The sequence below is a fragment of the Streptococcus infantis genome (genome assembly GCF_047463655.1).
Taxonomy (GTDB): Bacteria; Bacillota; Bacilli; order Lactobacillales; family Streptococcaceae; genus Streptococcus; species Streptococcus infantis_Z.
On record NZ_JASHDM010000015.1, the window covers coordinates 25,720 to 47,369 of the forward strand.

Sequence of the window (21,650 nt, forward strand, 5' to 3'; positions counted from 1 at the left end):
GGTTCTTACTTTTTCGCTCCTCCTTTCTGTTTATGTTTACTTTTTAAAATTAAATTTCTTCTTTTTGAATGAGTTCTGTACGAATTTCCTGTGGTGCCAATAGTCCTGAATGGACTGGGTATGGGCGTTCCAACAAGTCAAGAATAGTTTGTTGTTTTTCAGACACACGGATATTTTCTTGACTCATGTTGTAGTAACGAAGGACATAACCTTCTTCATTCTCAGCCACCTTAAAGGCTGTTGGGCAGACTTGTGGCAAGTTCAGTGCCGGATGGTTAAAGAGGCTACCCGTTGCTGCAACGCTACCCTCTTGTTTTGCAACTTGAAGAGCTGTAAATGGCACCTGGAAGGCTTTGGCACGACGGAAAGCTGAGAAGCGTTCCCCTGCTTGGTGACATTCTACTGCAAATTCAACTTCGATATCACGCAAGCACTGAGCTTCCGGCGTTGGGAAGTAGCCCCAGTCACCAAGTTCGCCTGAAGCACGAAGAAGGGTTACAGCCATGGTGTCATCTCCAAGAATTTCATACTCGTGCAATCCTTTATTGGATACTGTCACTCCTTTAACATCATCATACAAGCTGACAAAAGCTTGTTGGTGTTGTGGATTTTCAGGATTTTCCCAAGAAGCTGCTGGTTTATTTGGTCTTGTCACAACTTCATAAATGCTTTCAGAATCATTGCTTGGACGAGTGTTATGAGTTTTTACCAAGAGACGAATGCGGTGATCCTTGGCTGTGTTGGTAAAGCGAGTTTTAAAGCGAATCTGTGGATTGTCCACAAAGACGGTCATCTCAGTTTCAAGAGAAATAGTTGTCAACTCTTCTGAACGACCTGCGTCTCGTTTCATAAACTCAATAATGCCTCTTTGCTCCGCATCCAATTTTTCATCTGCGCTAACTGGAATAGTCAAGTCATGTTTGAGCAAGATTTTGGCATAGCGAGCATTGTTTTCTAAGACTTCATAACCTTTCAGTTGAGCATAAATTGGCTCAGTTCCTTTCGGCTGGAAGTAAATGTACTCGTTACCAATATCTCCACGGTCCTCGAATTGGATGAAATCTTCGTAGGCTTCATTCGTAGTCTTGTCGTAAACTGTAATTCCTTGGTCTACACTCACTGTTACGAATGGTGTATCAATGACTCCATTTTGATAAATACCATCTCGGTAATCTACTTGACCTTCAACCAATTGGAAACTTGCCCAAGAAAGAGGAGCAAGGTGAACTGGGATTGTCACGCGCACTTGGCGTGCAATATATGGTTGGCGGAATTTATCCTTAGGCAAAGTATAGCCAAAACTTGCTCCCAAGTCTTCAATCTTGGCTTCAAGGACATGGCCATCCAAATCTTGAACATGGTAATCTGGCAAACTCAAAGCTGCCATTTTCTTGAAGCCTTCTGTCGGGTGCAATTCCTTGAAATCACAAGTCACAACATCCACTACAACACTGACTGTATCTACCTTGTCATGTAATCCAGTGTTGATAACCGTAAATAGGTGGTCACTTTGCGCTTCCTGAGTTGCTATTTTATGTTTCCACTCATTGAGAAGGTTGGTCTTGACAAAGTTTCCAACTTGATTAACCTTGGCAAAACGAACTTCCATTTCACGATGAACTTCGTCAATACTACAACCACAGATACTATCGTGCGGTGCATTTTGCAGAAGTACTTTCCAAGCATAGGTCAATTGATCCTTGTGGTTATGTCCACCAGTGATGATGGTCAACGGTTCCACAACCTGCTCTAACAAGTTGCTATTTTCTTGGAAGGCTTGTTTGAGATAAATACGGGAAGAAGAGGTGTTAGCAAGAGTATACCAACCATCAGTTTCCTGGCTAGTCAACTCACCTGTAACCGTTGATAGGTGTTCAGGAAGTGCACTTTCCACTGCTTGCACATATTCGTCAAAAGAACTGTGAATAAAGGTCACGTCAGGGAAGAGTTCGTTTGCCACACGAATCGCTTCACTAATATTTCTCTGTACAGGCTGGTGGTCACAGCCGTTCATCATCAACCATTGGTTGGTCGATGCATAGTCACGAACGTCTGCTAATTTTTGCTTCCAGAAAGTCAAGGCTTCGTCTTTATCCACTGGAATTTCATTCCCGTTACTGTACCAGTTAGCAAAGAGAATACCGAGTACACGGCTACCGTCTGCCCCTTGCCAGTACATTTCAGAAAATTGAGAGGTGAATTGCTCATCTTCGAGGACTTGGTTGTCAAATCCGATTGGTTTAACACCGCGACCAAAGGCTGCTACGTGAATACCTGATTTTTGAAGAATTTGAGGAGCTTGCCCCATATTTCCAAAGGTATCTGGGAAGTAACCAATTTGAGTAGATTTGCCCCATTTAGCACATTCAGCTTGACCAATCAAGGTATTACGGACATTGGCTTCACTGGAGATCAAGTAATCATCCTGCAAGATGTAAAAAGGACCAATCTTGAGCTTACCTTCGTCGATATAACGCTGCACCTTGTCACGGTTTTCAGGACGAATTTCTAAATAGTCATCGAGGACGATGGTTTGTCCATCCAGGTGGAAACTCTTGAACTCAGGATCATTTTCAAAAAGATCAAAAAGATTGTCAAAAAGTTCCACCAACTGCATACGGTGACTTTCAAAAGGTAGATACCACTCACGATCCCAGTGACTGTGAGAGATGATATGTACAACAACATTTTCCATGAGTAAAACCTCATTCTAACTTAAATTTAAAAATATATTTGTGATTCTTTACAAGAATCAGTGAAGCTAAAGCGTGCTCCTTATACTCAATGAAAATCAAAGAGCAAACTAGGAAGCTAGCCGCAGGCTGCTCAAAGCACTGCTTTGAGGTTGTGGATAAACTGACGAAGTCAGTAACCATACCTACGGCAAGGCGAAGCTGACGTGGTTTGAAGAGATTTGAATATCTAGGTAATCCAAGACTAATTCACAGAACATCATGTTGGCCCATGAGAACCATTCGCGTGAGTAGAGTGTCGGGTCGTCTACGTGGAAGCTTTCGTGCATCACACCCGTTCCACCATCGCAGGCAACCAACTGATCTAGCAGATGTTTCTTCTCTGCCTTATCCGTCGTTGTCAATCCTTGGATAGAAAGGGCAATCGGCCAGATATAGCGGTAGAAGGTATGAGAACTTCCAAGCCCACTTGCGTACTCTCCTTGGTAGAAGTATGGATTTTCAGGGCTCAGGATAGTGCGACGAGTAGCTTGATACACTTCATCATTGACATCACAGTAACCAAGATATGGAGCAGCCAACAAACTTGGTACGTTAGGGTCATCCATGATACTAGCATTTCCTAAACCATCTACCTCAAAGGCATAGATTTTCTCGCCCTTGCTGTTTGTTGTGTAGGCATAATTTTCGATTCCTTCTTGAATCTCAGCTTGGAGTCGTTTGGCATCAGCAATAATACTTTCGCTATCTACTAGATTTAATTCTGCAAAGATTTCCTGCACATAACCCAAGACAACTACTGCAAACATATTTGATGGAATCAAGTAGCTATACTGACAGCAGTCATCACTTGGACGAAAGGCTGACCAGGTCATCCCTGTCACAGCAAAGTCTGGCCCAAAGCCGTCATTTACCAAGGTATCTTCCTTACGATCAGTATCACGGACGAAGCGATAAGGCGAGTTCTTATGATCTTGTTCCACCGTCCAGAGATGAAGGATTTCCTTAGTCGCTGTAACAAAGGTTTCATCAAATTGGCTAGTCTCACCAGTTTCTTTCCAAAGGAGATAAGCCAATTGCAATGGATAACAAAGCGAATCTACTTCATACTTACGTTCCCAAATCCAGCCATTGAGGTCTGTATGGTCTGTCTCATGATGACCCTTCCAGTTCTCCTCAATATTAAAAGAGTTGGCATAGGGATCCTTGAGAATCAAAGTCATCTGGCGTTTAACCAAGCCAGCAATGGTCTGGCGCAAACGAGGGTCTCTTTTTGCCACATGAAGGTATGGTCTAAGCTGGGCAGTCGAGTCACGAAGCCACATAGCTGGAATATCTCCCGTCAATACAAAGGTCGAGCCATCTTCTAAAATCTCAACTGTATTGTCCAAGGTGTCTGTATAGCAACGTTCAAAGACATCAACCCACTCAGGATGCTCCTTGGCACGCTCTGCTACCTCATCTAGCCACTCTCTGACAATTTCTTTTGAATAAACCATAAACTATTTTGCCTCTTTCAAACAAATTTTCATTTTCAGTATATAGCTTTTAGTCCAGAAAATATATACACAAATGTTAGTCATTATTCTACAAAATTGTTATATTTTGAAGTCATTTTCTAAAAGTATCCTTTTTCTGATATAATGTAGAAAACTACTGAAGGAACTACTATGAAACCTATACTTGAAACCATAGATACACGTTTTGGAACAGCTAGTAAACATGCATTTTCACGAGGCAATACCCTACCTTACACAGGTGTTCCTTTTGGAATGAATTACTTTGTCCCCCAGACTAGTGACCAAGAAGGTTCTTGGTTTTTCGATCCCCATCTACCTATCTTTCAGGGGATTCGACTAACCCATCAGCCTAGCCCTTGGATTGGCGATTATTCTTGGTTACTACTGACACCTGTTACAGGAGAAATCAGCGGCGATACTCTCTTTCATCGTCAATCTTCTTATAATCTTGAACGTGCTATTTTTAATCCTCATTTTCTAAAGATTTTTTCTGAGCGTTATCAGATTGAAACGCAGCTAAGTCCTACTTGCTATGGAGCTTCTATTCAACTAAGACAGATACAAGGAAAAAAACTTTCCCTCTATCTTCACGCGGCGGATAAACTGACAGTCGAACAAGTCGATAAGCGAACTCTGGCCCTGAGACAAGAAGGAGAAACTGAAACCAATAAAAGTCCTCTCGTCATGTTTACTGCTCTTGCATTCTCTACGGATATTGAATCTATCAATCAAGAGGGACAGGACTGGCGAATTGACTTGGCTGGAGCAGAAGCCCTCATTCAACTGGCAACTTCTTTTATTTCCAAAGAACAGGCCCTCTTTAATCTTCCTAAACAGGATTTTGAAGAAACAAAACAAGACGCCAAGACAAATTGGGAAAATCTTCTAGGCCGTTTTGATGTCGTGGAAACTGGTCCAGTAAACCGAACATTTTTTGATCACTGTCTTTATAGACTCTTTCTCTTCCCGCAAACCTTCTATGAGGTAAATGAGCAAGGTGAAAACATCCATATAGACCTAGCTTCAGGTACTATCAAACCTGGTCTACTCTTCACCAACAATGGTTTTTGGGATACTTTCCGCACTTCATTCCCACTCTTCGCCTTGATTATTCCAGAGTACTATCGTCAGTTTCTCGAAGGCTTCCTCAATAGCTACCGTGACACCGGATACCTCCCTAAGTGGCTGGCTCCTGACGAACGAGGCATGATGCCTGGTACTTTGATCGATGGCCTTATTGCAGATAGTGCTTGTAAAGATATGGCGCCTGATCTTGAAGAAGAATTTCTCAAAGCTATGCTTGAAACTGCGACCAAGGCAGATCCAAAAGCTATCAACGGACGACACGGTCTAAGCCAATACCAAGAACTGGGCTATTTATCCACAGACCACCACGAAAGTGTCAGTCACACACTAGACTATGCCTATAGTGATTTTTGCATCTCTACTTGCGCAGCAAAATTGGGTCATGAAGAGCTAGCCCAAACCTATTCCCAATATGCTAAGAATTATCAAAACCTCTTTGACCCTGAGACAGGATACATGAGGGCGCGTGATGTAGATGGCAACTTCCGCCCTGACTTTTCTCCTTATAGTTGGGGCTGTGATTATGCTGAGTGTTCCGCTATTCAAGCCAGTCTCGGTGTATTACATGATATTTCCGGGCTTAGCCAACTAATGGGTGGAAAAGAAGCCTTTAGCAACTATCTTTTGAAAGCTTGTCAAAGTCTCCCACTCTTTGAAACGACTGGCTATGGATATGAAATTCATGAGATGAGTGAGATGGCAACAGCACCATTTGGTCAACTAGCCATTTCAAACCAACCAAGTTTCCACATCCCTTATCTTTTCCGCTACAGTAGTTATCCCCAATATACCAGCCTCTTAATCAAGACTCTTCGTCAAAAAGCCTTTCGAGCTGGCTGGGATGCCTATCCAGGAGATGAGGATAATGGTAGTCTATCGGCTTGGTATGTATGGTCTGCTCTCGGACTTTACCCAACCTGCCCAGGAAAAGCAAGTTATGACCTTGGAATTCCACTCTTTGACCATCTTCGTGTCTATTTGACAGAAAAAAATCAGTGGTTGGATGTTCGTACTCAACAAAATCATGAACACTTCCACTTTGTCCAAGACTGTCAGCTGGACGGGAAGGAAGTTCAAAGTATTCGTCACAATGATTTACTAAATGCTCAATCTCTCGACTTTACCCTCAGTTGGTTGCCAAAGCATTAATAACCTAACCCCTTTGCCCGGCTCAAAGGGGTCTTCTTATCCATATAAAGTTATCCACAACTTGTGAGTAACTTTCAGCTTTTCTTCGGAAAAGATTTTCAAGTTTTTCCAAAGTACCTTTCCAATCCAAGCTTCTATGATTTACAATAGGAATCTTGTTGGAATCCTTGCCCCATATGGCTTTATAACAGGCTCCCCTCTCTTGTAATTCCTACATTTCATCTCTTCTTCTCATATCAAAACTATAAAGAGACAGTTGTTGTTGACACCTTGAGTTATCCACATGTTGTGGATAACCTTTTCTCAACTAAACAATCCTAGAGCTTATCTGTTAGCTGACTTTTACAATTTTTATTGTAAATTTTAAATTTTGTTAGGCGCTTTCAAAAAAACATGATATACTAAAATTATCAGAAAAGGAGACATTATGAAAAAAGATCAACACCAACTTAATTGGCTGATGGTATCTCTGATTGCCTTCAACATGGTTTGGGGGCTAGGAAACGTCGTCAACAACTATTCTCAACAGGGAATTTCAGTCGTCGTATCTTGGATTTTAATCCTCGCACTCTACTTTATCCCTTATTCCCTCATCGTTGGACAACTGGGTTCTACCTTCAAGGAGAGCGGAAGCGGTGTTAGTGACTGGGTTGAAAAAACATCAACCAAACGTCTCGCCTACTTTGCTGCTTGGACCTACTGGGTTGTGCATATCCCTTATCTCGCACAAAAACCTCAAGGAATTCTAATTCCGCTTGGTTGGGCCTTGCAAGGTAACGGACAATTCCTTAAACAAATCGACATCCACTGGATCGTTATTCTCTGCTTGCTAATCTTTGGACTTTTCCTCTACCTTTCTACAAAGGGATTGGCAACTCTAAAAGTCATTGGTAGCTTGGCAGGAAGTGCTATGTTGATTATGTCTTTACTCTTTGTGCTTTTGGCTGTCGGTCTGCCTTTCATCAAGCCAGATATTCAGTTTGCGACACCACACATGGATCAACTGAGCACCTACATTCCAAACTTTGATTTTTCTTACTTTACAACGATTTCACTACTAGTCTTTGCCGTTGGTGGTTGTGAAAAAATTTCCCCTTATGTTAATCAAACCCGCAACCCTGCGAAAGAATTTCCAAAAGGTATGATTGTCATGGCCATCATGGTCGGACTTTCTGCTATCCTCGGATCAGTTGCCATGGGAATGCTATTTGATGGCAATAACATCCCTGAAGACCTCATGCGTAATGGTGCTTATCAAGCCTTCCAAATGTTAGGAAATTCTTGGGGAGTTGGAAACCTCTTTGTCGTGATCTACGCTCTTACAAACATGGTCGGACAAATCGCAGCACTTGCCTTCTCTATTGACGCACCATTGCAAATCCTTCTCAATAACGCTGATGAAAACTACATCCCAAGCTGGCTTCGCAAACGTACTGAAAAAGGCGTCCTCATTAACGGCTACCTTCTTACAGGTGTCCTCGTTAGCCTTATCATCATCCTTCCAATTTTTGGTATTCAGGAAATTGACGGACTTGTAAAATGGATGACCAACCTCAATTCTATCGTAATGCCAATGCGTTACCTCTGGGTATTCCTTGCCTACATGATGCTTAACCGTGCTTGGAAGACATACAAAAATGCCGAATACAAGTTTGTGAATAATCCTAAACTTGGCTTTATTATCGGTACTTGGTGCTTCCTCTTTACTGCCTTCGCTTGTATCCTTGGTATGGTTCCAAAAATTAGCTATGCTGAGAATCCAACTGCTTGGCAATTCTCTCTTCTTACAAACATCTTAACCCCAATTATTCTGATTGGATTAGGTGTGATTCTACCAGTACTTGCCAAAAAAGAACAAAAGAAACAAATCAAATAAATTCTACTACTAGCTAGATAAAATCGATTTTATCTTTGCTTACAAAAATTTTCTCAGCAAAAATCCCCTTTGAACAGTAACGTTCAAGGGGATTTTTTTGTCTATTAATGTATTTTTTACTTGGCCTCATACCAAGTTGCGCCTTCATTTTCATCAGCAATGAGGGGTACACTGAGTTGAATAGCTTCTTCCATGATTTGCTTGACGAGTTTTTTGATGGCGGCTAATTCTGACTTAGGAACTTCAAGAACAATTTCATCATGCACTTGTAACAGCATCTTGGTCTGATAGCCGCCTGCAACTAGAGCCTTGTCTAGCTGAATCATAGCGATTTTGAGAATATCTGCAGCCGATCCTTGGATAGGTGAGTTGATGGCTGTACGTTCCGCAAAACCACGAATGTTAAAGTTGCGCGAATTGATATCTGGCAACTCACGACGACGTTTGAAGAGAGTTTCTACATAGCCCTTATCACGCGCCTCACGCACCACTTCATCCATGTAGTTTTTAATACCTGGGAAGCGTTCAAAGTAAGTATCAATATAGGCTTTTGCTTCCTTACGGCTGATGCCCAGATTATTAGACAAGCCAAAATCTGAAATCCCGTAAACCACTCCAAAGTTAACAGCCTTGGCATTACGACGGTCATTCGGAGTCACATCCTCAGGACGTTCAATTCCAAAGACACGCATGGCTGTCGAGGTATGGATGTCAGCTCCTTCTTGGAAAGCCTTAATCAAGTGCTCATCCTTAGAGATATGTGCCAAAACGCGCAACTCAATCTGTGAATAGTCCGAGCTGAGAAGGACACTGTCCTCCCATTCTGGCACGAAAGCCTTACGAATGAGGCGCCCTTGTTCCAAACGAACAGGGATATTTTGCAAGTTTGGATCGACACTAGACAGACGACCTGTCTGAGTCAAATCTTGCACATAGCGCGTGTGAATCTTGCCATCAGCTAAAATCCAGTCCTGCAAACCAATCACATAAGTGGATTGAATCTTAGCAATCTGACGGTAATCGAGAATTTTCTTGACGATTGGTGCAATCGGAGCTAGACGCTCCAATACATCCACGGCTGTCGAGTAGCCCGTCTTGGTTTTCTTGGTATATTCGAGAGGGAGACCTAGCTTTTCAAAAAGCAATTCGCCAAGTTGTTTAGGCGAGTTGATATTAAACTCCTCACCAGCCAACTCATAAATCTCTTGCGTCAGCTTTTCAATGACAAGTTCATTTTCAGCTTGCATCTCAAGCAATGTTTCTTTTTTGACCTTAATCCCAGCACTTTCCATCTTAGCAAGGACAAAGGCTAGAGGTTGCTCCATGTCATAAAGGAGATCTAATTGCCCATTTTCGCTTAATTTTTCAAATAAGACAGGCTCTGTCTCAACCAATACAGCAACCTTGCGAGCTAAGTGCTCCAAGAATGTTCCTCTCTCAGGGATAGCTTTCTTGACACCCTTACCATAGAAGGTTTCATCATCGACTAGGTAAGTTTGACCATAGAGACTAGCAATGGTTGAAATTTCATTATTCTCGACAGTAGAGAGAAGATATTTAGCCAAACGGCTGTCAAAAGCAGGCACCTGCAAATCCACATCAAAGCGATTTAAGAGAACTTTAGCTTTCTTAAAGTCATACACTTTCAGAGCTGTTTTTTCTAGAAAGTCCTTGAAAATCAGATCCTGCAGAAGTTCCAGCTTATCTGTAGCATAGAGCTTGTCTCCACAAGACCAAGCAAAACCAACCAAATCATCTGTATGGTAATTTTCACCAAAAAGTTCAAAGTGGAAGATAGAGTCGGCACTCAGCATGTCTTCACTCACTTTGTCCACCACGGTGAAATTCAAAGTCTCAGCTTGATTCGCCTGAGAAGTATTCAAAGATTGCTTGAGCTGTTTAAAGCCCATCTCATCGTAGAATTTCCCAAGATTTTCCACATCTGGACCGCTATAAACCAAATCATCCAGGCCAATCTCAATCGGTGCTTTCGTATCGATCGTTGCTAGTGTTTTAGATAGGAAGGCTTGTTCCTTGTCGTTAATGAGATTTTCCTTCATCTTAGAAGCCTTCATCCCATCGATATTTTTATAAATACCTTCGAGCGAGCCATGTTCTAACAAGAGCTTGATACCAGTCTTTTCACCAATCTTGGTTACGCCAGGGATATTATCTGACTTATCTCCCATGAGGGCCTTGAGATCGATAAACTGAGTCGGTGTAATGCCCATCTTTTCCATGAGATAGTCTGGCGTAAAGGCCTCAAACTCAGCTACACCTTTCTTAGAAATTTCAACCACAGTATGCTCATCTGTCAACTGAATCAAGTCCTTGTCTCCGCTGACGATAGTTACATCAAAAGATTCCTTTTCAGCCAAGCGACCAAGAGTTCCAATGATATCATCCGCCTCATACTGGGCTAATTCATAGTGGCGAATCCCAAGATGGTCTAGCAACTCACGAATGAAGGGAAATTGCTCACGAAACTCATCTGGAGTCTTAGCACGACCACCCTTATAATCAGCGTACATCTCTGTACGGAAAGTCGTTTTCCCCGCATCAAAAGCAACCAAGATATGACTCGGTTGAACACGCTCCAGTAGGTGATTTAGCATCAGGTGAAAACCGTAGATAGCATTGGTATGAAGTCCGTTAGCATTTTTAAAACGATCCAGTTGCTGATAAAGTGCAAAGAATGCTCGGAAAGCAACTGAAGAACCGTCAATTAGTAATAATTTTTTCTTGTCCATACACCCATTATAAAGGAAAGCAGGGAAAAATACCATTAGGAAGAGCCCAAATACTGAATAACACTTATGATGCTGGATTTTCTACTCGCGCACCACTGCTATCAACTTGGAAACCATCGATAGTCGTATTGACTGCTAAAGCTCCCGATGAATTTACATAGTAATATTTCCCTGAAACCTGAAACCACTGGCTAGCCTTCATAGCACCTGAGCTTTCAAGATAGTACCATGTTCCATTATCCTTTAACCAGCCTGTCTGCATTTCGCCAGACGACTTCAGATAATACCACTTAGAACCATCTTTTAACCAGCCTGTCGTCATTGTACCATCAACTTGCAAATGATACCAGTTTCCATTAATCTTCTTCCAACCGACTGCTTTCTGACCATTTTCATAATAATACCAAACAGTTCCTTCTTTTTCCCAACCATTTTTAGAGCTACTTGTTTTAGTTAAGGGGATATAACGTCTGTTCCCGCTTCGTGAAATATAACTAATCCATTTATGCCCATCTTTTTCAAGGGTTTGATCATAATGAACACTTTCTCCCGCATAGTAATAATCGATAATCGTTGCTGTTAGTGATGGCTGATCCATAATGGCTGCTTTTTCTGTAAAAATATGTGTCCCGCTAGATACGAGTGATAACTGATAATTTCCTGAGCTAGCATTCCCCACATCTTTAAAATGAATAAATCCAGTCATAGAATTGGCCTTTACCGTTCGTCGATTGTACCTTTCTCTGACTCCATAATTGTATTCTTCAATTTCAATCATATCACCAAAAACATTGGATACCCAAGCGACATGACCATACTGTCCACTCGTATCCCAAGCGATAGAACCAATTGCTGGGCGCTGATCTACGCGATAACCTTCTCGTTTAGCACGATATCCCCATTCATTAGCATTTCCATAAGCCGCCGGAATTTCAAAACCATTGACATTACTCAAACGAAAAGCAGCAAAAGAGGTACACTGTCCTGAGTACATGCGCCACTTATCAATTTTTTGACTTCCATTTTTATAATAATAGGGATAATCATCTCCACGTGCCTGTGATCCATTGTTTGCCTGATTGGCATGAACAGTTCCTCCACCAAATAAAAAAGCTCCTGCTAGTAATAGTGAAGCTGATCCTACAGCTGTCTTTCTGAGAAAAGTTCCCTTTTTATGTCCTGCTTTAGTAAATGTCATTCATTCTCCTTCAAATAATTAGATTTTTGAGGTTGACCTCATCTATATCATTCGAAAGAAAATAAAAAAAGTGAGAAATCTTCTCACTTTCATGATTATCCTTAATCCAAATAATGAATTAAGTTCTTTTCTGTTAAAATATCTGAATAGGTGAAAGATTCAACATAGACATTAGCCTGTTTGTCTCCTTCAACATTTCCAAACTCAACGATGAAGAGCGATGGATAAACCTCAATTAGTTTTCCCAAACGATTCTTTTGGCGTTTACGACCATTTTCTAAGGTCATTTCTACCACTTGTCCCTCATGCGCCTTAATTTCTTCTTTGATTTTTTTCATTTTAGCCACATCTGTAAATGCGTCTGTCATCTTGGTTCCTCCATCTTCGAAATACTTGAAAATTTATTATATTCTTTTTGGAAAATCAATTCTACCGTTCCGCGAGCACCGCTACGGTTTTTCTCGATAATCACTTCTACTTTATTATTTGGAATGCCTTCCTCCTCTTCACCACCGCGCTCATAATAGTCATCACGATAAAGAAAGGCTACAATATCAGCATCCTGCTCAATAGATCCAGATTCACGAATATCAGACAAAACTGGTCTCTTATCTTGACGTTGCTCTACACCACGAGAAAGCTGACTAAGAGCTATAACCGGAACTTTGAGTTCTTTTGCTAAGATTTTCAACTGACGGGAAATCTCAGATACTTCTTGTTGACGATTTTCTCGACCAGTCCCTGTGATCAGCTGAAGATAGTCAATCAAAATCAAGCCTAGATTACCTGTTTCTTGAGCTAGTTTACGGGAACGAGAGCGAATTTCTGTGATCCGAATTCCTGGTGTATCATCGATGTAGATACTTGCATTAGCGAGATTACCCTGAGCAATCGTATACTTGCGCCATTCTTCCTCAGTCAATTGACCTGTACGGATAGAATGCGACTCTACCAAGCCTTCCGCAGCCAGCATACGATCGACCAAACTTTCAGCACCCATTTCCAGAGAGAAAATAGCAACTGTCTTGTCTAATTTGGTTCCGATATTTTGCGCAATATTCAAAGCAAAGGCTGTCTTACCAACCGCAGGACGAGCTGCCAAAATAATCAATTCTTCCTCATGCAGACCTGTCGTCATGTGATCTAAATCTCGATAACCTGTCGCAATACCCGTGATATCTGAAGTCTGTTGCGAACGAGCTTCTAAATTCCCAAAGTTGATATTCAATACATCGCGAATATTTTTAAAGCCATTTCGATTGGCATTCTCACTAACGTCAATCAAGCCTTTTTCTGCACGAGCAATAATCTCGTCAGCAGGTTGAGAAGCTTCATAGGCTAGGTTTACAGACTCTGTCAACTTAGCAATTAGACGTCTAAGCATAGCCTTTTCTGCTACAATTTTAGCATAGTATTCCGCATTGGCAGAGGTTGGCACCGAATTGACAATCTCAACCAGATAAGACAAGCCTCCAATAGTTTGTAAATCACCCTGACTATCTAGTATCGTCCGAACTGTGGTTGCGTCAATAGCATCTCCACGATCAGACAAATCAACCATAGCTTGAAAAATCAAACGGTGAGCATACTTAAAGAAGTCCTGTGAATCGATATATTCTCGGACAAAAACGAGTTTAGTCTCATCAATAAAAATGGCTCCTAAAACAGATTGTTCTGCTAGGATATCTTGAGGCTGAACACGCAGTTCTTCAACTTCTGCCATCAGACTTTCCTTCCTTTTACAATATTGTCAACCAATCGTAAATTAAGCTTCCTTGACACGAAGATTGATTACACTTGTTACATCTTGATAAATCTTAACCGGAACATCAATCAAACCAACTGCTCGGATTGGTGATTGAACTTGAATGTGGCGTTTATCAATTTTAATACCAAATTGTTTTTGCAATTCTTCTGCAATCTTCTTGTTAGTAATTGACCCAAAAGTTCGTCCATCTGGACCAACTTTTTCAACAAATTCAACGATTGTTTCTTCTGCTTCCAGTTTTGCTTTAATTTCCTTCGCTTCTGCAAGCATCTCTGCATGTGCTTTTTCTTCTGATTTTTGCTTACCACGCAACTCACCAATGGCTTGAGCTGTAGCTTCCTTAGCAAGGTTTTTCTTAATTAAAAAGTTTTGTGCATATCCAGTTGATACTTCTTTAATTTCACCTTTTTTCCCTTTACCTTTAACATCTGCTAAAAAGATTACTTTCATTCTTCTGACTCCTTTTCTTTTGTTTCATTAAAAATAACTGTTTTCAGTTTGTCTCCTGCTTCTTGCAGACTCATATCTGTCAAACGTGCCGCAGCTAAGTTAAAGTGACCACCGCCACCTAACTCTTCCATAATTCGTTGGACATTGATCTTACTTCTGCTTCGCGCAGAAATGGAGATTGCTCCTTGACTATTCTTAGCAAGTACAAAGCTAGCCTCTATACCAGACATGGCAAGCATAGCATCAGCAGCCTTACTAATAACAACCGTATCGTACTCTTTATCCTCCAAAGCTTGAGCAACCAGGATTGATGGCTGTACCATTTGCCCTTGTAAAATTAATTCATTTACCAATCGATATTCTTCAAAATCAGTGGCTGAAATTTCCTGAATGACAATGCTATCACTCCCTCTCGTTCTGAGATAACTTGCAACATCAAAAGTTCGACTAGTTACCCGAGAGGTGAAATTTTTAGTATCCAGCATCATCCCCCCCATAAGAACACTAGCCTGAATACGACTCAAACGTTTCTTCTTAGAGTTTTGAAATTGAATCAATTCTGTTACTAGTTCACTAGCACTACTAGCTCCACTCTCGATATAGGTAATGACCGAATTATCTGGAAAATCTTGGTCACGACGATGATGGTCAATGACAATCGTCTGGGTAAACAAGTCATAAAACTCTTTGGATAAGGTTAAAGCTGTCTTAGAATGGTCAACCATCACCAGTAAGGAGCGTTTGGTAACCATTGTCATCGCTTGATTTAAAGGAAGAAGTTTTGAAACACCCTCATCTTCCAAATAATTGACCGCTCGAGCGATATCTGGAGACAGCTGTGTAGGATCATAAACCACATAACTATCTTCTAGTACATTACTCGAAAACAACTGCATTCCAACTGCTGAACCAAGAGCATCCATGTCAAGATTCTTGTGACCAACAACAAAAACTCGATCGACACTTTTAAGTTTATCTGAGATAGCTGTCATCATAGCACGAGTTCGTGTCCGAGTTCGCTTAACAGATGCCGCTGAACCGCCTCCAAAGTAGATTGGATTTTTGGTTTCATCATTCTCTTTTACAACTACTTGGTCACCACCACGAACTTCGGCTAAGTTGAGATTGAGGAGAGCAACCTTCCCAATCTGGTCGTGATTCCCATCACCATAGGAAACTCCTATACTCATCGTTAGTGGTAAATTCCGTTGCTTAGCTTCCTCACGAAAGGTATCAATTACAGAAAACTTATCCTGCATCAAGTGATCAAGTACAGTGTAGTCAGTAAATAGATAAAACCGATCCATACTCACTCTACGAGAAAACATGGCATGTTTCCCAGCAAATTCTGAAACAAAATTTGCAACAAAGCTATTAATATGACTAATGTCTGATTCAGACGTTTCATTTTCCAAATCATCATAGTTATCAACTGAGATAATTCCAATTACAGGACGACTTGTTACCAATTCAGCAGTCGCCTCATACTCACCAGAAACATCAAAAAAGTATAAGACACCCGAATTTCTATCCAAATGCACTGCATAACGTTTCTCCCCAACAATGGCATAAGCCCCTGGGGAAGAAATCGAACTCTTTAAAATCTTTTGAAATTGAGGAAAATCAATTTCTCCATCCTCGGTTGTCAAAATTAACTCCGCATAGGGATTGAACCATTCAATCTCACTGCTGTTCATATTTAATTTAACAACCCCGACAGGCATTTGCTCCAACAGAGCACTCAAACTATCCGTAGCCTGATGATTGACATACTGGATTTGCTCGATATCTGTTTTTTTGTAATATTTTTTCTGGAAATTAAATAGCAAAACATAGAATACAATAAATAAAAATAGACTTGCTATAGTGATCAGATTATCCTTTACTAACACAATCAAAATGGTCATAATCGTAAAGGTTACCATAGCAATCAGATACATAAAAAAGGGATTTATTTCATTTTTTTTCATTACAAACCTCTTGCGCATTATTATACCACAAATGTAGCCAAAAAGCGACTTTTAAAGAGGGAACCCTATATTCAGATAATCGTAAAATATCAAAACTAAAAAGTGGTTTACACTAGTGTAAACCACTTTTACAAACTAATTATTAAGATTATTTAACTTCTAGAAGACCGATATCTCCATCTTCACGACGATAGATAACATTTGTTGTTTCATCTTCAACATCTACATAGATAAAGAAGTCATGTCCCAATAAATCCATCTGTAAGATAGCTTCTTCCAAATCCATTGGTTTCAAATCAATTTGTTTTGAACGAACAACTTTTGGTTGTGCTACATCTAAGTCCTCAACTAAAGCATCTGTAAAGAGTTGACTTGTTGATACTTTATTTCTGTTCTTACGTTCAATTTTAGTTTTGTTTTTACGAATCTGACGTTCAATCTTATCTGTCACCAAATCAATAGAACCGTACATATCTTGAGAAATATCTTCTGCACGAAGAGTAATAGATCCAAGCGGAATGGTTACTTCAACTTTAGCAGTCTTTTCACGGTAAACTTTCAAGTTAACACGCGCATCCAATTCTTGGTCTGCTTGGAAGTATTTTTCGATCTTTTCGAGTTTAGAAACTACATAATCACGAATTGCTTCTGTTACTTCTAGGTTTTCACCACGGATACTATATTTAATCATATAAGTACCTTCTTTCTAAACATATTTGTTTTTCTAACTATATTATAACGCTTTCATATTTTTTTTGCAAACTTTTTCCTCATCTTGCGAGGGAAAAAGTTTTAATATTCTGACAACCAGCCTCTAATAGCATACTTTTAAGACGATTCAAGGTAGTTCCAGTTGTATAAATATCATCAAAGAGTAAGATATTTTCTGGGGGCTTCACGCCATCTTTCAGAAAAAATGGAAACTCTGTAAGTAAACGATCAGCTCGATTTTTTGAAGAACTAGCCTCCACTTCTTTTTTAACCAAAATATCCAGATATGCTAACCCAGTATCCTTTATCAAACCCTCAACTTGATTAAAGCCTCTGCTTTTTAAACGCTCGTCACTCAGAGGAACAATCACAATCTGATAGTCCTTATACTTCTTTAACTCTTTTTGCAATATCTCAGAAAATACCTTTCTAAGAAGATAATCACCATCAAATTTATAGCGACTAAAATATTCTTTCATGGCCTGATTATAGGAATAAAGAGCCACATGATCAACCTTTACACCTTGTTTACACCAAAATTGACAATCTTGACAATTTGTTGACACATTTTTTTTAAAACACCTAGGGCAATGGTTGTCACCGATACTCTCAAAAGACGAAATACAGGATTCACAGACTAGTTCCTCCTCCTTTTTCAAACAGAGCAGGTTAGTAAAAGTTATCTCTGTTTGCAAACTTTTACCACACAATAAACACTTCATACTCCTGCCTCCTGATTCATTTGTTTAATCTCCTTTATGGCTCTCTTAATGGACTGATTGAGGCCGTCATGGAAAAATATCAGTTCTCCAGTAGGACGCTCCATGCTTCTTCCAACTCGTCCACCAATTTGTACTAAACTTGACTTGGTAAAGAGTTGATGATTGGCTTCCACCACAAAAACATCTACACGAGGGAAGGTAACTCCACGCTCTAATATAGTTGTGCTTATTAATATCGTTAACTCTCCATCTCGAAAGGCCTGTACCTGCTCTAATCTGTCTTCTGTGATTGAAGATACAAAGCCTATTTTCTCATTCGGAAACTTCTCCTGCAAAATTTCTTTTAGCTTTTCTCCCTTTTTTATCTCAGAGGCAAAGATTAGTAAGGGATAGGCCGTCTTTCTCTGTTTCTCAATGTAAAGTTTTAATTTTGGAGGTAAGCCATTTTTTTCTAAATATCTATTAAAATGCGATAACCAGATTGGCTTGGGAACAATGAGAGGATTTCCATGAAAACGACGAGGTAAACTGAGACGCTTTAACTCCCCTTGTTTAACTTTTCTATCTAACTCGTCAGTTGACGTTGCTGTTAAAAATATTCTCAATCCATTTCCCTTTACACAATTGTTGACAGCATGGTAAAGTACTGGGTTATCAACATAAGGAAAGGCGTCCACTTCATCCACAATCAATAAATCAAAAGCTTCATAAAATTTTAATAGTTGGTGAGTGGTTGCTACAACTAAAGGTGTACGAAAATAGGGATCCGACTCCCCATGTAGTAGCGCAATATCACATGCAAAATCATTTTGTAATCGTTTATGGAGTTCTAGGCAAACATCAATTCGTGGACTGGCCAAACAAACAGCTCCACCTTGATCAATCACCTTAGCAACAACTTGGTAGATCATCTCAGTCTTACCAGCTCCTGTCACTGCATGTACCAAGGTAGCCTCCTTCTTATCTACCGCCTGAAGGAGTCCTTGTGATACCCGCTCTTGAAATGGAGTCAGTTGACCTGACCATTTGAGTACATCTTGTTTGGGAAAACATTCTTGCGGAAAGTAATAGAGATTTTGATCACTTCTTATTCGCTTCATAATCAAGCATTCTCGACAATAAAAAGCACCAATAGGCAAATGCCATTCTTCTTCTATCTGACTACCACAACGCTGACAATATTGTTGACCCTTTTCTTTTTTCATGGATGGAATTTGTTTTGCTTGTTGTCTCTCCTCATGACTTAATTCTTGCTCGGTATAAAGGCGACCGAGATAATTTGGATTTACTTTCATATTTCTTTATTCGTAAAATGTAGAACTTTACGCTATTTTTTAGTACAATAAAAATATGGAATACAGAACTATAAAAGAGGACGGACAAGTCCAAGAAGAAATCAAAAAATCACGCTTTATCTGTCATGCCAAACGTGTCTATAGTGAGGAAGAGGCTCGTGATTTTATCACAACTATTAAAAAAGAACACTATAAAGCTACCCACAACTGCTCTGCTTTTATTGTCGGTGAGCGTAGTGAAATCAAGCGAACTAGTGATGATGGAGAACCTAGTGGGACTGCTGGCGTTCCTATGCTAGGAGTTCTGGAGAATCACAACCTTACTAATGTCTGTGTTGTAGTTACTCGTTATTTTGGTGGTATCAAACTAGGGGCTGGTGGTTTGATTCGCGCTTATGCTGGTAGTGTTGCTCTAGCAGTTAAGGAAATTGGCATTATTGAAATCAAAGAGCAAGCAGGGATACAGATTCACATGACCTATGCCCAGTATCAAGAATATGGGAATTTTCTTAAAGAGCATAATCTCATAGAATTAGAGACAAACTTTACAGATCAAGTTGACACTATGATTTTCATTGATAAAGAAAAGAAAGACGGTATCAAGGCTGATCTCATTGAATTTTTCAATGGAAAAGTTACTCTAACCGACAAAGGTTTACGTGAAGTTGAAGTACCTGTAAACCTATCGTAAAGAAAGGAAATATCATATGGCTTTTGGAAGATTAATTCAGGGACTCGCTGGAAACTTCAGTGAGCAAAGTAAAGAAGCTCTTACCAAGGAGTTTGGACAATATTTATTAGAAAATGAAGAAATTCAAAGCGGATATAAACTCATTCGTGACTCAATTATCTTTACAAATATCCGAATCATCTTTACAGATAAACAAGGGGCAACGGGACGGAAGATGTCTATCAAATCAATTTTCCTCATGAACATTGTCAATGTTGAAATGGAAACTGCTGGACTTGGGATTGATGATAGTGAGATTACGATTACTTATTTAGAAAATGCCTTTTTAAAATCTCACAATGAGCATTTTAATTCTCACAAATTTGAATTTCCAAAGAAAACAGATATCGTACCTCTTTACACTTATCTATTTGAATTAGCTTATCACAATCGTTTGAATATGAATGGTTTGAATCACTGATATAAAAAAATCCTATCACTCCGATAGGATTTCTATATTTTACAAAAGTCAAAGTTAGCGTTATACTAGAAGCATCTTATATAAAGAGGTGCTAACATGGTTATTTATAACAACATCACAGAACTCATCGGTAGAACACCGATTGTTAAATTAAACAACATTGTACCCGAAGGTGCAGCAGATGTTTATGTAAAACTTGAAGCTTTTAACCCAGGATCATCCGTTAAAGACCGCATCGCCCTAAGTATGATTGAAAAAGCAGAACAAGAGGGTAAATTGAAACCAGGTTCTACTATTGTGGAAGCAACAAGTGGAAATACTGGTATCGGACTTTCATGGGTTGGTGCTGCTAAAGGCTATAAAGTTGTTATCGTTATGCCTGAAACCATGAGCGTGGAACGTCGTAAAATTATCCAAGCTTATGGAGCTGAACTAGTCCTCACTCCTGGTAGCGAAGGAATGAAAGGTGCGATTGCAAAAGCGCAGGAAATTGCTGCTGAGCGTGATGGTTTCCTACCATTACAGTTTAATAACCAAGCTAACCCAGAGGTTCACGAAAGAACAACAGGAGCTGAAATTCTAGCTGATTTCGGAGCTGATGGTTTAGACGCCTTTGTTGCCGGTGTTGGTACTGGAGGAACTATTTCTGGTGTTTCTCATGCTCTTAAAACTGCCAACTCAAACATTCAAGTTTTTGCTGTTGAGGCAGGCGAGTCAGCTATCTTGTCTGGTGAAAAGCCAGGTCCTCACAAAATTCAAGGTATCTCTGCTGGATTCATTCCAGATACACTTGATACAAAAGCTTACGATGGTATCGTTCGTGTAACATCAGACAACGCTCTTTCACTTGGCCGTGAAATCGGTGGAAAAGAAGGATTCTTAGTCGGTATTTCTTCTGCAGCAGCTATCTATGCAGCAATTGAAGTCGCTAAAAAACTTGGAACAGGTAAAAAAGTCCTTGCGCTTGCACCAGATAACGGAGAACGTTACCTATCTACAGCACTCTATGAATTCGAAGTGTAGTCTCCTAAATGCACTAAGCCCTTGTATAGGGCTTTTTGTTTACCTTTTAATACTCAATGAAAATCAAAGAGCAAACTAGGAAGCTAGCCGCAGGCTGTACTTGAATACGGCAAGGCGAAGCTGACGTGGTTTGAATTTGATTTTCGAAGAGTATAAAATAAAAAAGGCTCTATAATTTCTGTAGTGGGTAAAACCACCATAGGAATTATGGAGCCTTTTTTGTTGTAGAAAAAAAGTCCCATAAGACCTATAATGAAAAGCGACCAAACCATCATTAGAAAGAATCTT

Annotated in this window: 17 protein-coding genes; 5 read left to right on the forward strand and 12 right to left on the reverse strand. The window is 40.1% G+C overall.

Annotation, left to right across the window (positions count from 1 at the left end):
• Positions 1–49 precede the first annotated feature (49 nt).
• The gene (locus tag QM877_RS09105) at positions 50–2,695 is read right to left on the reverse strand and encodes an alpha-mannosidase (RefSeq protein ID WP_414318213.1); all 2,646 of its coding nucleotides are present in this window, start codon (positions 2,693–2,695) and stop codon (positions 50–52) included.
• A 183-nt stretch (positions 2,696–2,878) separates the two neighbouring features.
• The gene (locus QM877_RS09110) at positions 2,879–4,192 is read right to left on the reverse strand and encodes a glycoside hydrolase family 125 protein (protein ID WP_414318214.1); all 1,314 of its coding nucleotides are present in this window, start codon (positions 4,190–4,192) and stop codon (positions 2,879–2,881) included.
• Positions 4,193–4,363: 171 nt separating this feature from the next.
• On the opposite strand from QM877_RS09110, the gene QM877_RS09115 reads away from it, so the two are divergent.
• Together QM877_RS09115 and QM877_RS09120 are read left to right on the forward strand one after the other, a co-directional pair.
• Positions 4,364–6,448 carry a GH92 family glycosyl hydrolase gene (locus tag QM877_RS09115; RefSeq protein ID WP_414318215.1) on the forward strand — a complete coding sequence of 695 codons (2,085 nt, stop codon included), beginning with the start codon at positions 4,364–4,366 and terminating at the stop codon, positions 6,446–6,448.
• Between the two features lie 427 nt (positions 6,449–6,875).
• On the forward strand, positions 6,876–8,324 hold the full coding sequence (locus QM877_RS09120) for an APC family permease (protein ID WP_414318216.1): 1,449 nt from the start codon (positions 6,876–6,878) through the stop codon (positions 8,322–8,324).
• A gap of 116 nt (positions 8,325–8,440) precedes the next feature.
• On the opposite strand, the gene polA is transcribed toward QM877_RS09120, so the two are convergent.
• From polA to QM877_RS09165, 9 genes are all read right to left on the reverse strand, one after another.
• Positions 8,441–11,074 carry a DNA polymerase I gene (gene polA / locus QM877_RS09125; protein WP_414318217.1) on the reverse strand — a complete coding sequence of 878 codons (2,634 nt, stop codon included), beginning with the start codon at positions 11,072–11,074 and terminating at the stop codon, positions 8,441–8,443.
• A gap of 64 nt (positions 11,075–11,138) precedes the next feature.
• Positions 11,139–12,272 (reverse strand): SH3 domain-containing protein, encoded by a 1,134-nt coding sequence (locus QM877_RS09130; protein ID WP_414318218.1) that lies wholly within the window; start codon positions 12,270–12,272, stop codon positions 11,139–11,141.
• A 101-nt stretch (positions 12,273–12,373) separates the two neighbouring features.
• Positions 12,374–12,640 (reverse strand): Veg family protein, encoded by a 267-nt coding sequence (locus tag QM877_RS09135; RefSeq protein WP_000128621.1) that lies wholly within the window; start codon positions 12,638–12,640, stop codon positions 12,374–12,376.
• Positions 12,637–13,995 carry a replicative DNA helicase gene (gene dnaB / locus QM877_RS09140; protein ID WP_000852500.1) on the reverse strand — a complete coding sequence of 453 codons (1,359 nt, stop codon included), beginning with the start codon at positions 13,993–13,995 and terminating at the stop codon, positions 12,637–12,639. Before dnaB ends, QM877_RS09135 begins: the two co-directional genes overlap by 4 nt.
• Positions 13,996–14,037: 42 nt before the next feature.
• Complete coding sequence (gene rplI, locus QM877_RS09145) at positions 14,038–14,490, reverse strand: 50S ribosomal protein L9 (RefSeq protein ID WP_414318219.1); 453 nt, start codon at positions 14,488–14,490, stop codon at positions 14,038–14,040.
• Positions 14,487–16,460: a DHH family phosphoesterase gene (locus QM877_RS09150; RefSeq protein ID WP_281335417.1), complete on the reverse strand. Its 1,974-nt coding sequence runs from the start codon at positions 16,458–16,460 to the stop codon at positions 14,487–14,489. The genes rplI and QM877_RS09150 overlap by 4 nt, the downstream gene beginning before the upstream one ends.
• A 148-nt stretch (positions 16,461–16,608) precedes the next feature.
• The gene (gene hpf / locus QM877_RS09155) at positions 16,609–17,151 is read right to left on the reverse strand and encodes a ribosome hibernation-promoting factor, HPF/YfiA family (RefSeq protein WP_045762429.1); all 543 of its coding nucleotides are present in this window, start codon (positions 17,149–17,151) and stop codon (positions 16,609–16,611) included.
• 79 nt (positions 17,152–17,230) lie between these two features.
• The gene (locus QM877_RS09160; RefSeq protein WP_414318220.1) at positions 17,231–17,893 is read right to left on the reverse strand and encodes a ComF family protein; all 663 of its coding nucleotides are present in this window, start codon (positions 17,891–17,893) and stop codon (positions 17,231–17,233) included.
• Positions 17,890–19,188 (reverse strand): DEAD/DEAH box helicase, encoded by a 1,299-nt coding sequence (locus QM877_RS09165; RefSeq protein WP_414318221.1) that lies wholly within the window; start codon positions 19,186–19,188, stop codon positions 17,890–17,892. The genes QM877_RS09160 and QM877_RS09165 overlap by 4 nt, the downstream gene beginning before the upstream one ends.
• Positions 19,189–19,243: 55 nt before the next feature.
• On the opposite strand from QM877_RS09165, the gene QM877_RS09170 reads away from it, so the two are divergent.
• From QM877_RS09170 to cysK, 3 genes are all read left to right on the forward strand, one after another.
• Entirely contained in the window at positions 19,244–19,879 is a 636-nt protein-coding gene (locus tag QM877_RS09170) for a YigZ family protein (protein ID WP_049526161.1), read from the forward strand.
• 16 nt (positions 19,880–19,895) lie between these two features.
• Positions 19,896–20,339 (forward strand): PH domain-containing protein, encoded by a 444-nt coding sequence (locus tag QM877_RS09175; protein WP_414318222.1) that lies wholly within the window; start codon positions 19,896–19,898, stop codon positions 20,337–20,339.
• Positions 20,340–20,435: 96 nt separating this feature from the next.
• Complete coding sequence (gene cysK / locus QM877_RS09180) at positions 20,436–21,362, forward strand: cysteine synthase A (protein ID WP_414318223.1); 927 nt, start codon at positions 20,436–20,438, stop codon at positions 21,360–21,362.
• Between the two features lie 83 nt (positions 21,363–21,445).
• Here cysK and QM877_RS09185 read toward each other — a convergent pair.
• Positions 21,446–21,650, reverse strand: a 205-nt coding sequence (locus tag QM877_RS09185) for a hypothetical protein (protein WP_414318224.1), incomplete at its 5' end; no start/stop codon positions are given.

What these genes read in the sequence shown, in the direction of transcription:
- QM877_RS09105 (WP_414318213.1), bottom strand. Translation starts at nt 2,695, where the DNA reads ATGGAAAATGTTGTTGTACATATCATCTCTCACAGTCACTGGGATCGT.
- QM877_RS09110 (WP_414318214.1), bottom strand. Translation starts at nt 4,192, where the DNA reads ATGGTTTATTCAAAAGAAATTGTCAGAGAGTGGCTAGATGAGGTAGCA.
- QM877_RS09115 (WP_414318215.1), top strand. Translation starts at nt 4,364, where the DNA reads ATGAAACCTATACTTGAAACCATAGATACACGTTTTGGAACAGCTAGT.
- QM877_RS09120 (WP_414318216.1), top strand. Translation starts at nt 6,876, where the DNA reads ATGAAAAAAGATCAACACCAACTTAATTGGCTGATGGTATCTCTGATT.
- polA (WP_414318217.1), bottom strand. Translation starts at nt 11,074, where the DNA reads ATGGACAAGAAAAAATTATTACTAATTGACGGTTCTTCAGTTGCTTTC.
- QM877_RS09130 (WP_414318218.1), bottom strand. Translation starts at nt 12,272, where the DNA reads ATGACATTTACTAAAGCAGGACATAAAAAGGGAACTTTTCTCAGAAAG.
- QM877_RS09135 (WP_000128621.1), bottom strand. Translation starts at nt 12,640, where the DNA reads ATGACAGACGCATTTACAGATGTGGCTAAAATGAAAAAAATCAAAGAA.
- dnaB (WP_000852500.1), bottom strand. Translation starts at nt 13,995, where the DNA reads ATGGCAGAAGTTGAAGAACTGCGTGTTCAGCCTCAAGATATCCTAGCA.
- rplI (WP_414318219.1), bottom strand. Translation starts at nt 14,490, where the DNA reads ATGAAAGTAATCTTTTTAGCAGATGTTAAAGGTAAAGGGAAAAAAGGT.
- QM877_RS09150 (WP_281335417.1), bottom strand. Translation starts at nt 16,460, where the DNA reads ATGAAAAAAAATGAAATAAATCCCTTTTTTATGTATCTGATTGCTATG.
- hpf (WP_045762429.1), bottom strand. Translation starts at nt 17,151, where the DNA reads ATGATTAAATATAGTATCCGTGGTGAAAACCTAGAAGTAACAGAAGCA.
- QM877_RS09160 (WP_414318220.1), bottom strand. Translation starts at nt 17,893, where the DNA reads ATGAAGTGTTTATTGTGTGGTAAAAGTTTGCAAACAGAGATAACTTTT.
- QM877_RS09165 (WP_414318221.1), bottom strand. Translation starts at nt 19,188, where the DNA reads ATGAAAGTAAATCCAAATTATCTCGGTCGCCTTTATACCGAGCAAGAA.
- QM877_RS09170 (WP_049526161.1), top strand. Translation starts at nt 19,244, where the DNA reads ATGGAATACAGAACTATAAAAGAGGACGGACAAGTCCAAGAAGAAATC.
- QM877_RS09175 (WP_414318222.1), top strand. Translation starts at nt 19,896, where the DNA reads ATGGCTTTTGGAAGATTAATTCAGGGACTCGCTGGAAACTTCAGTGAG.
- cysK (WP_414318223.1), top strand. Translation starts at nt 20,436, where the DNA reads ATGGTTATTTATAACAACATCACAGAACTCATCGGTAGAACACCGATT.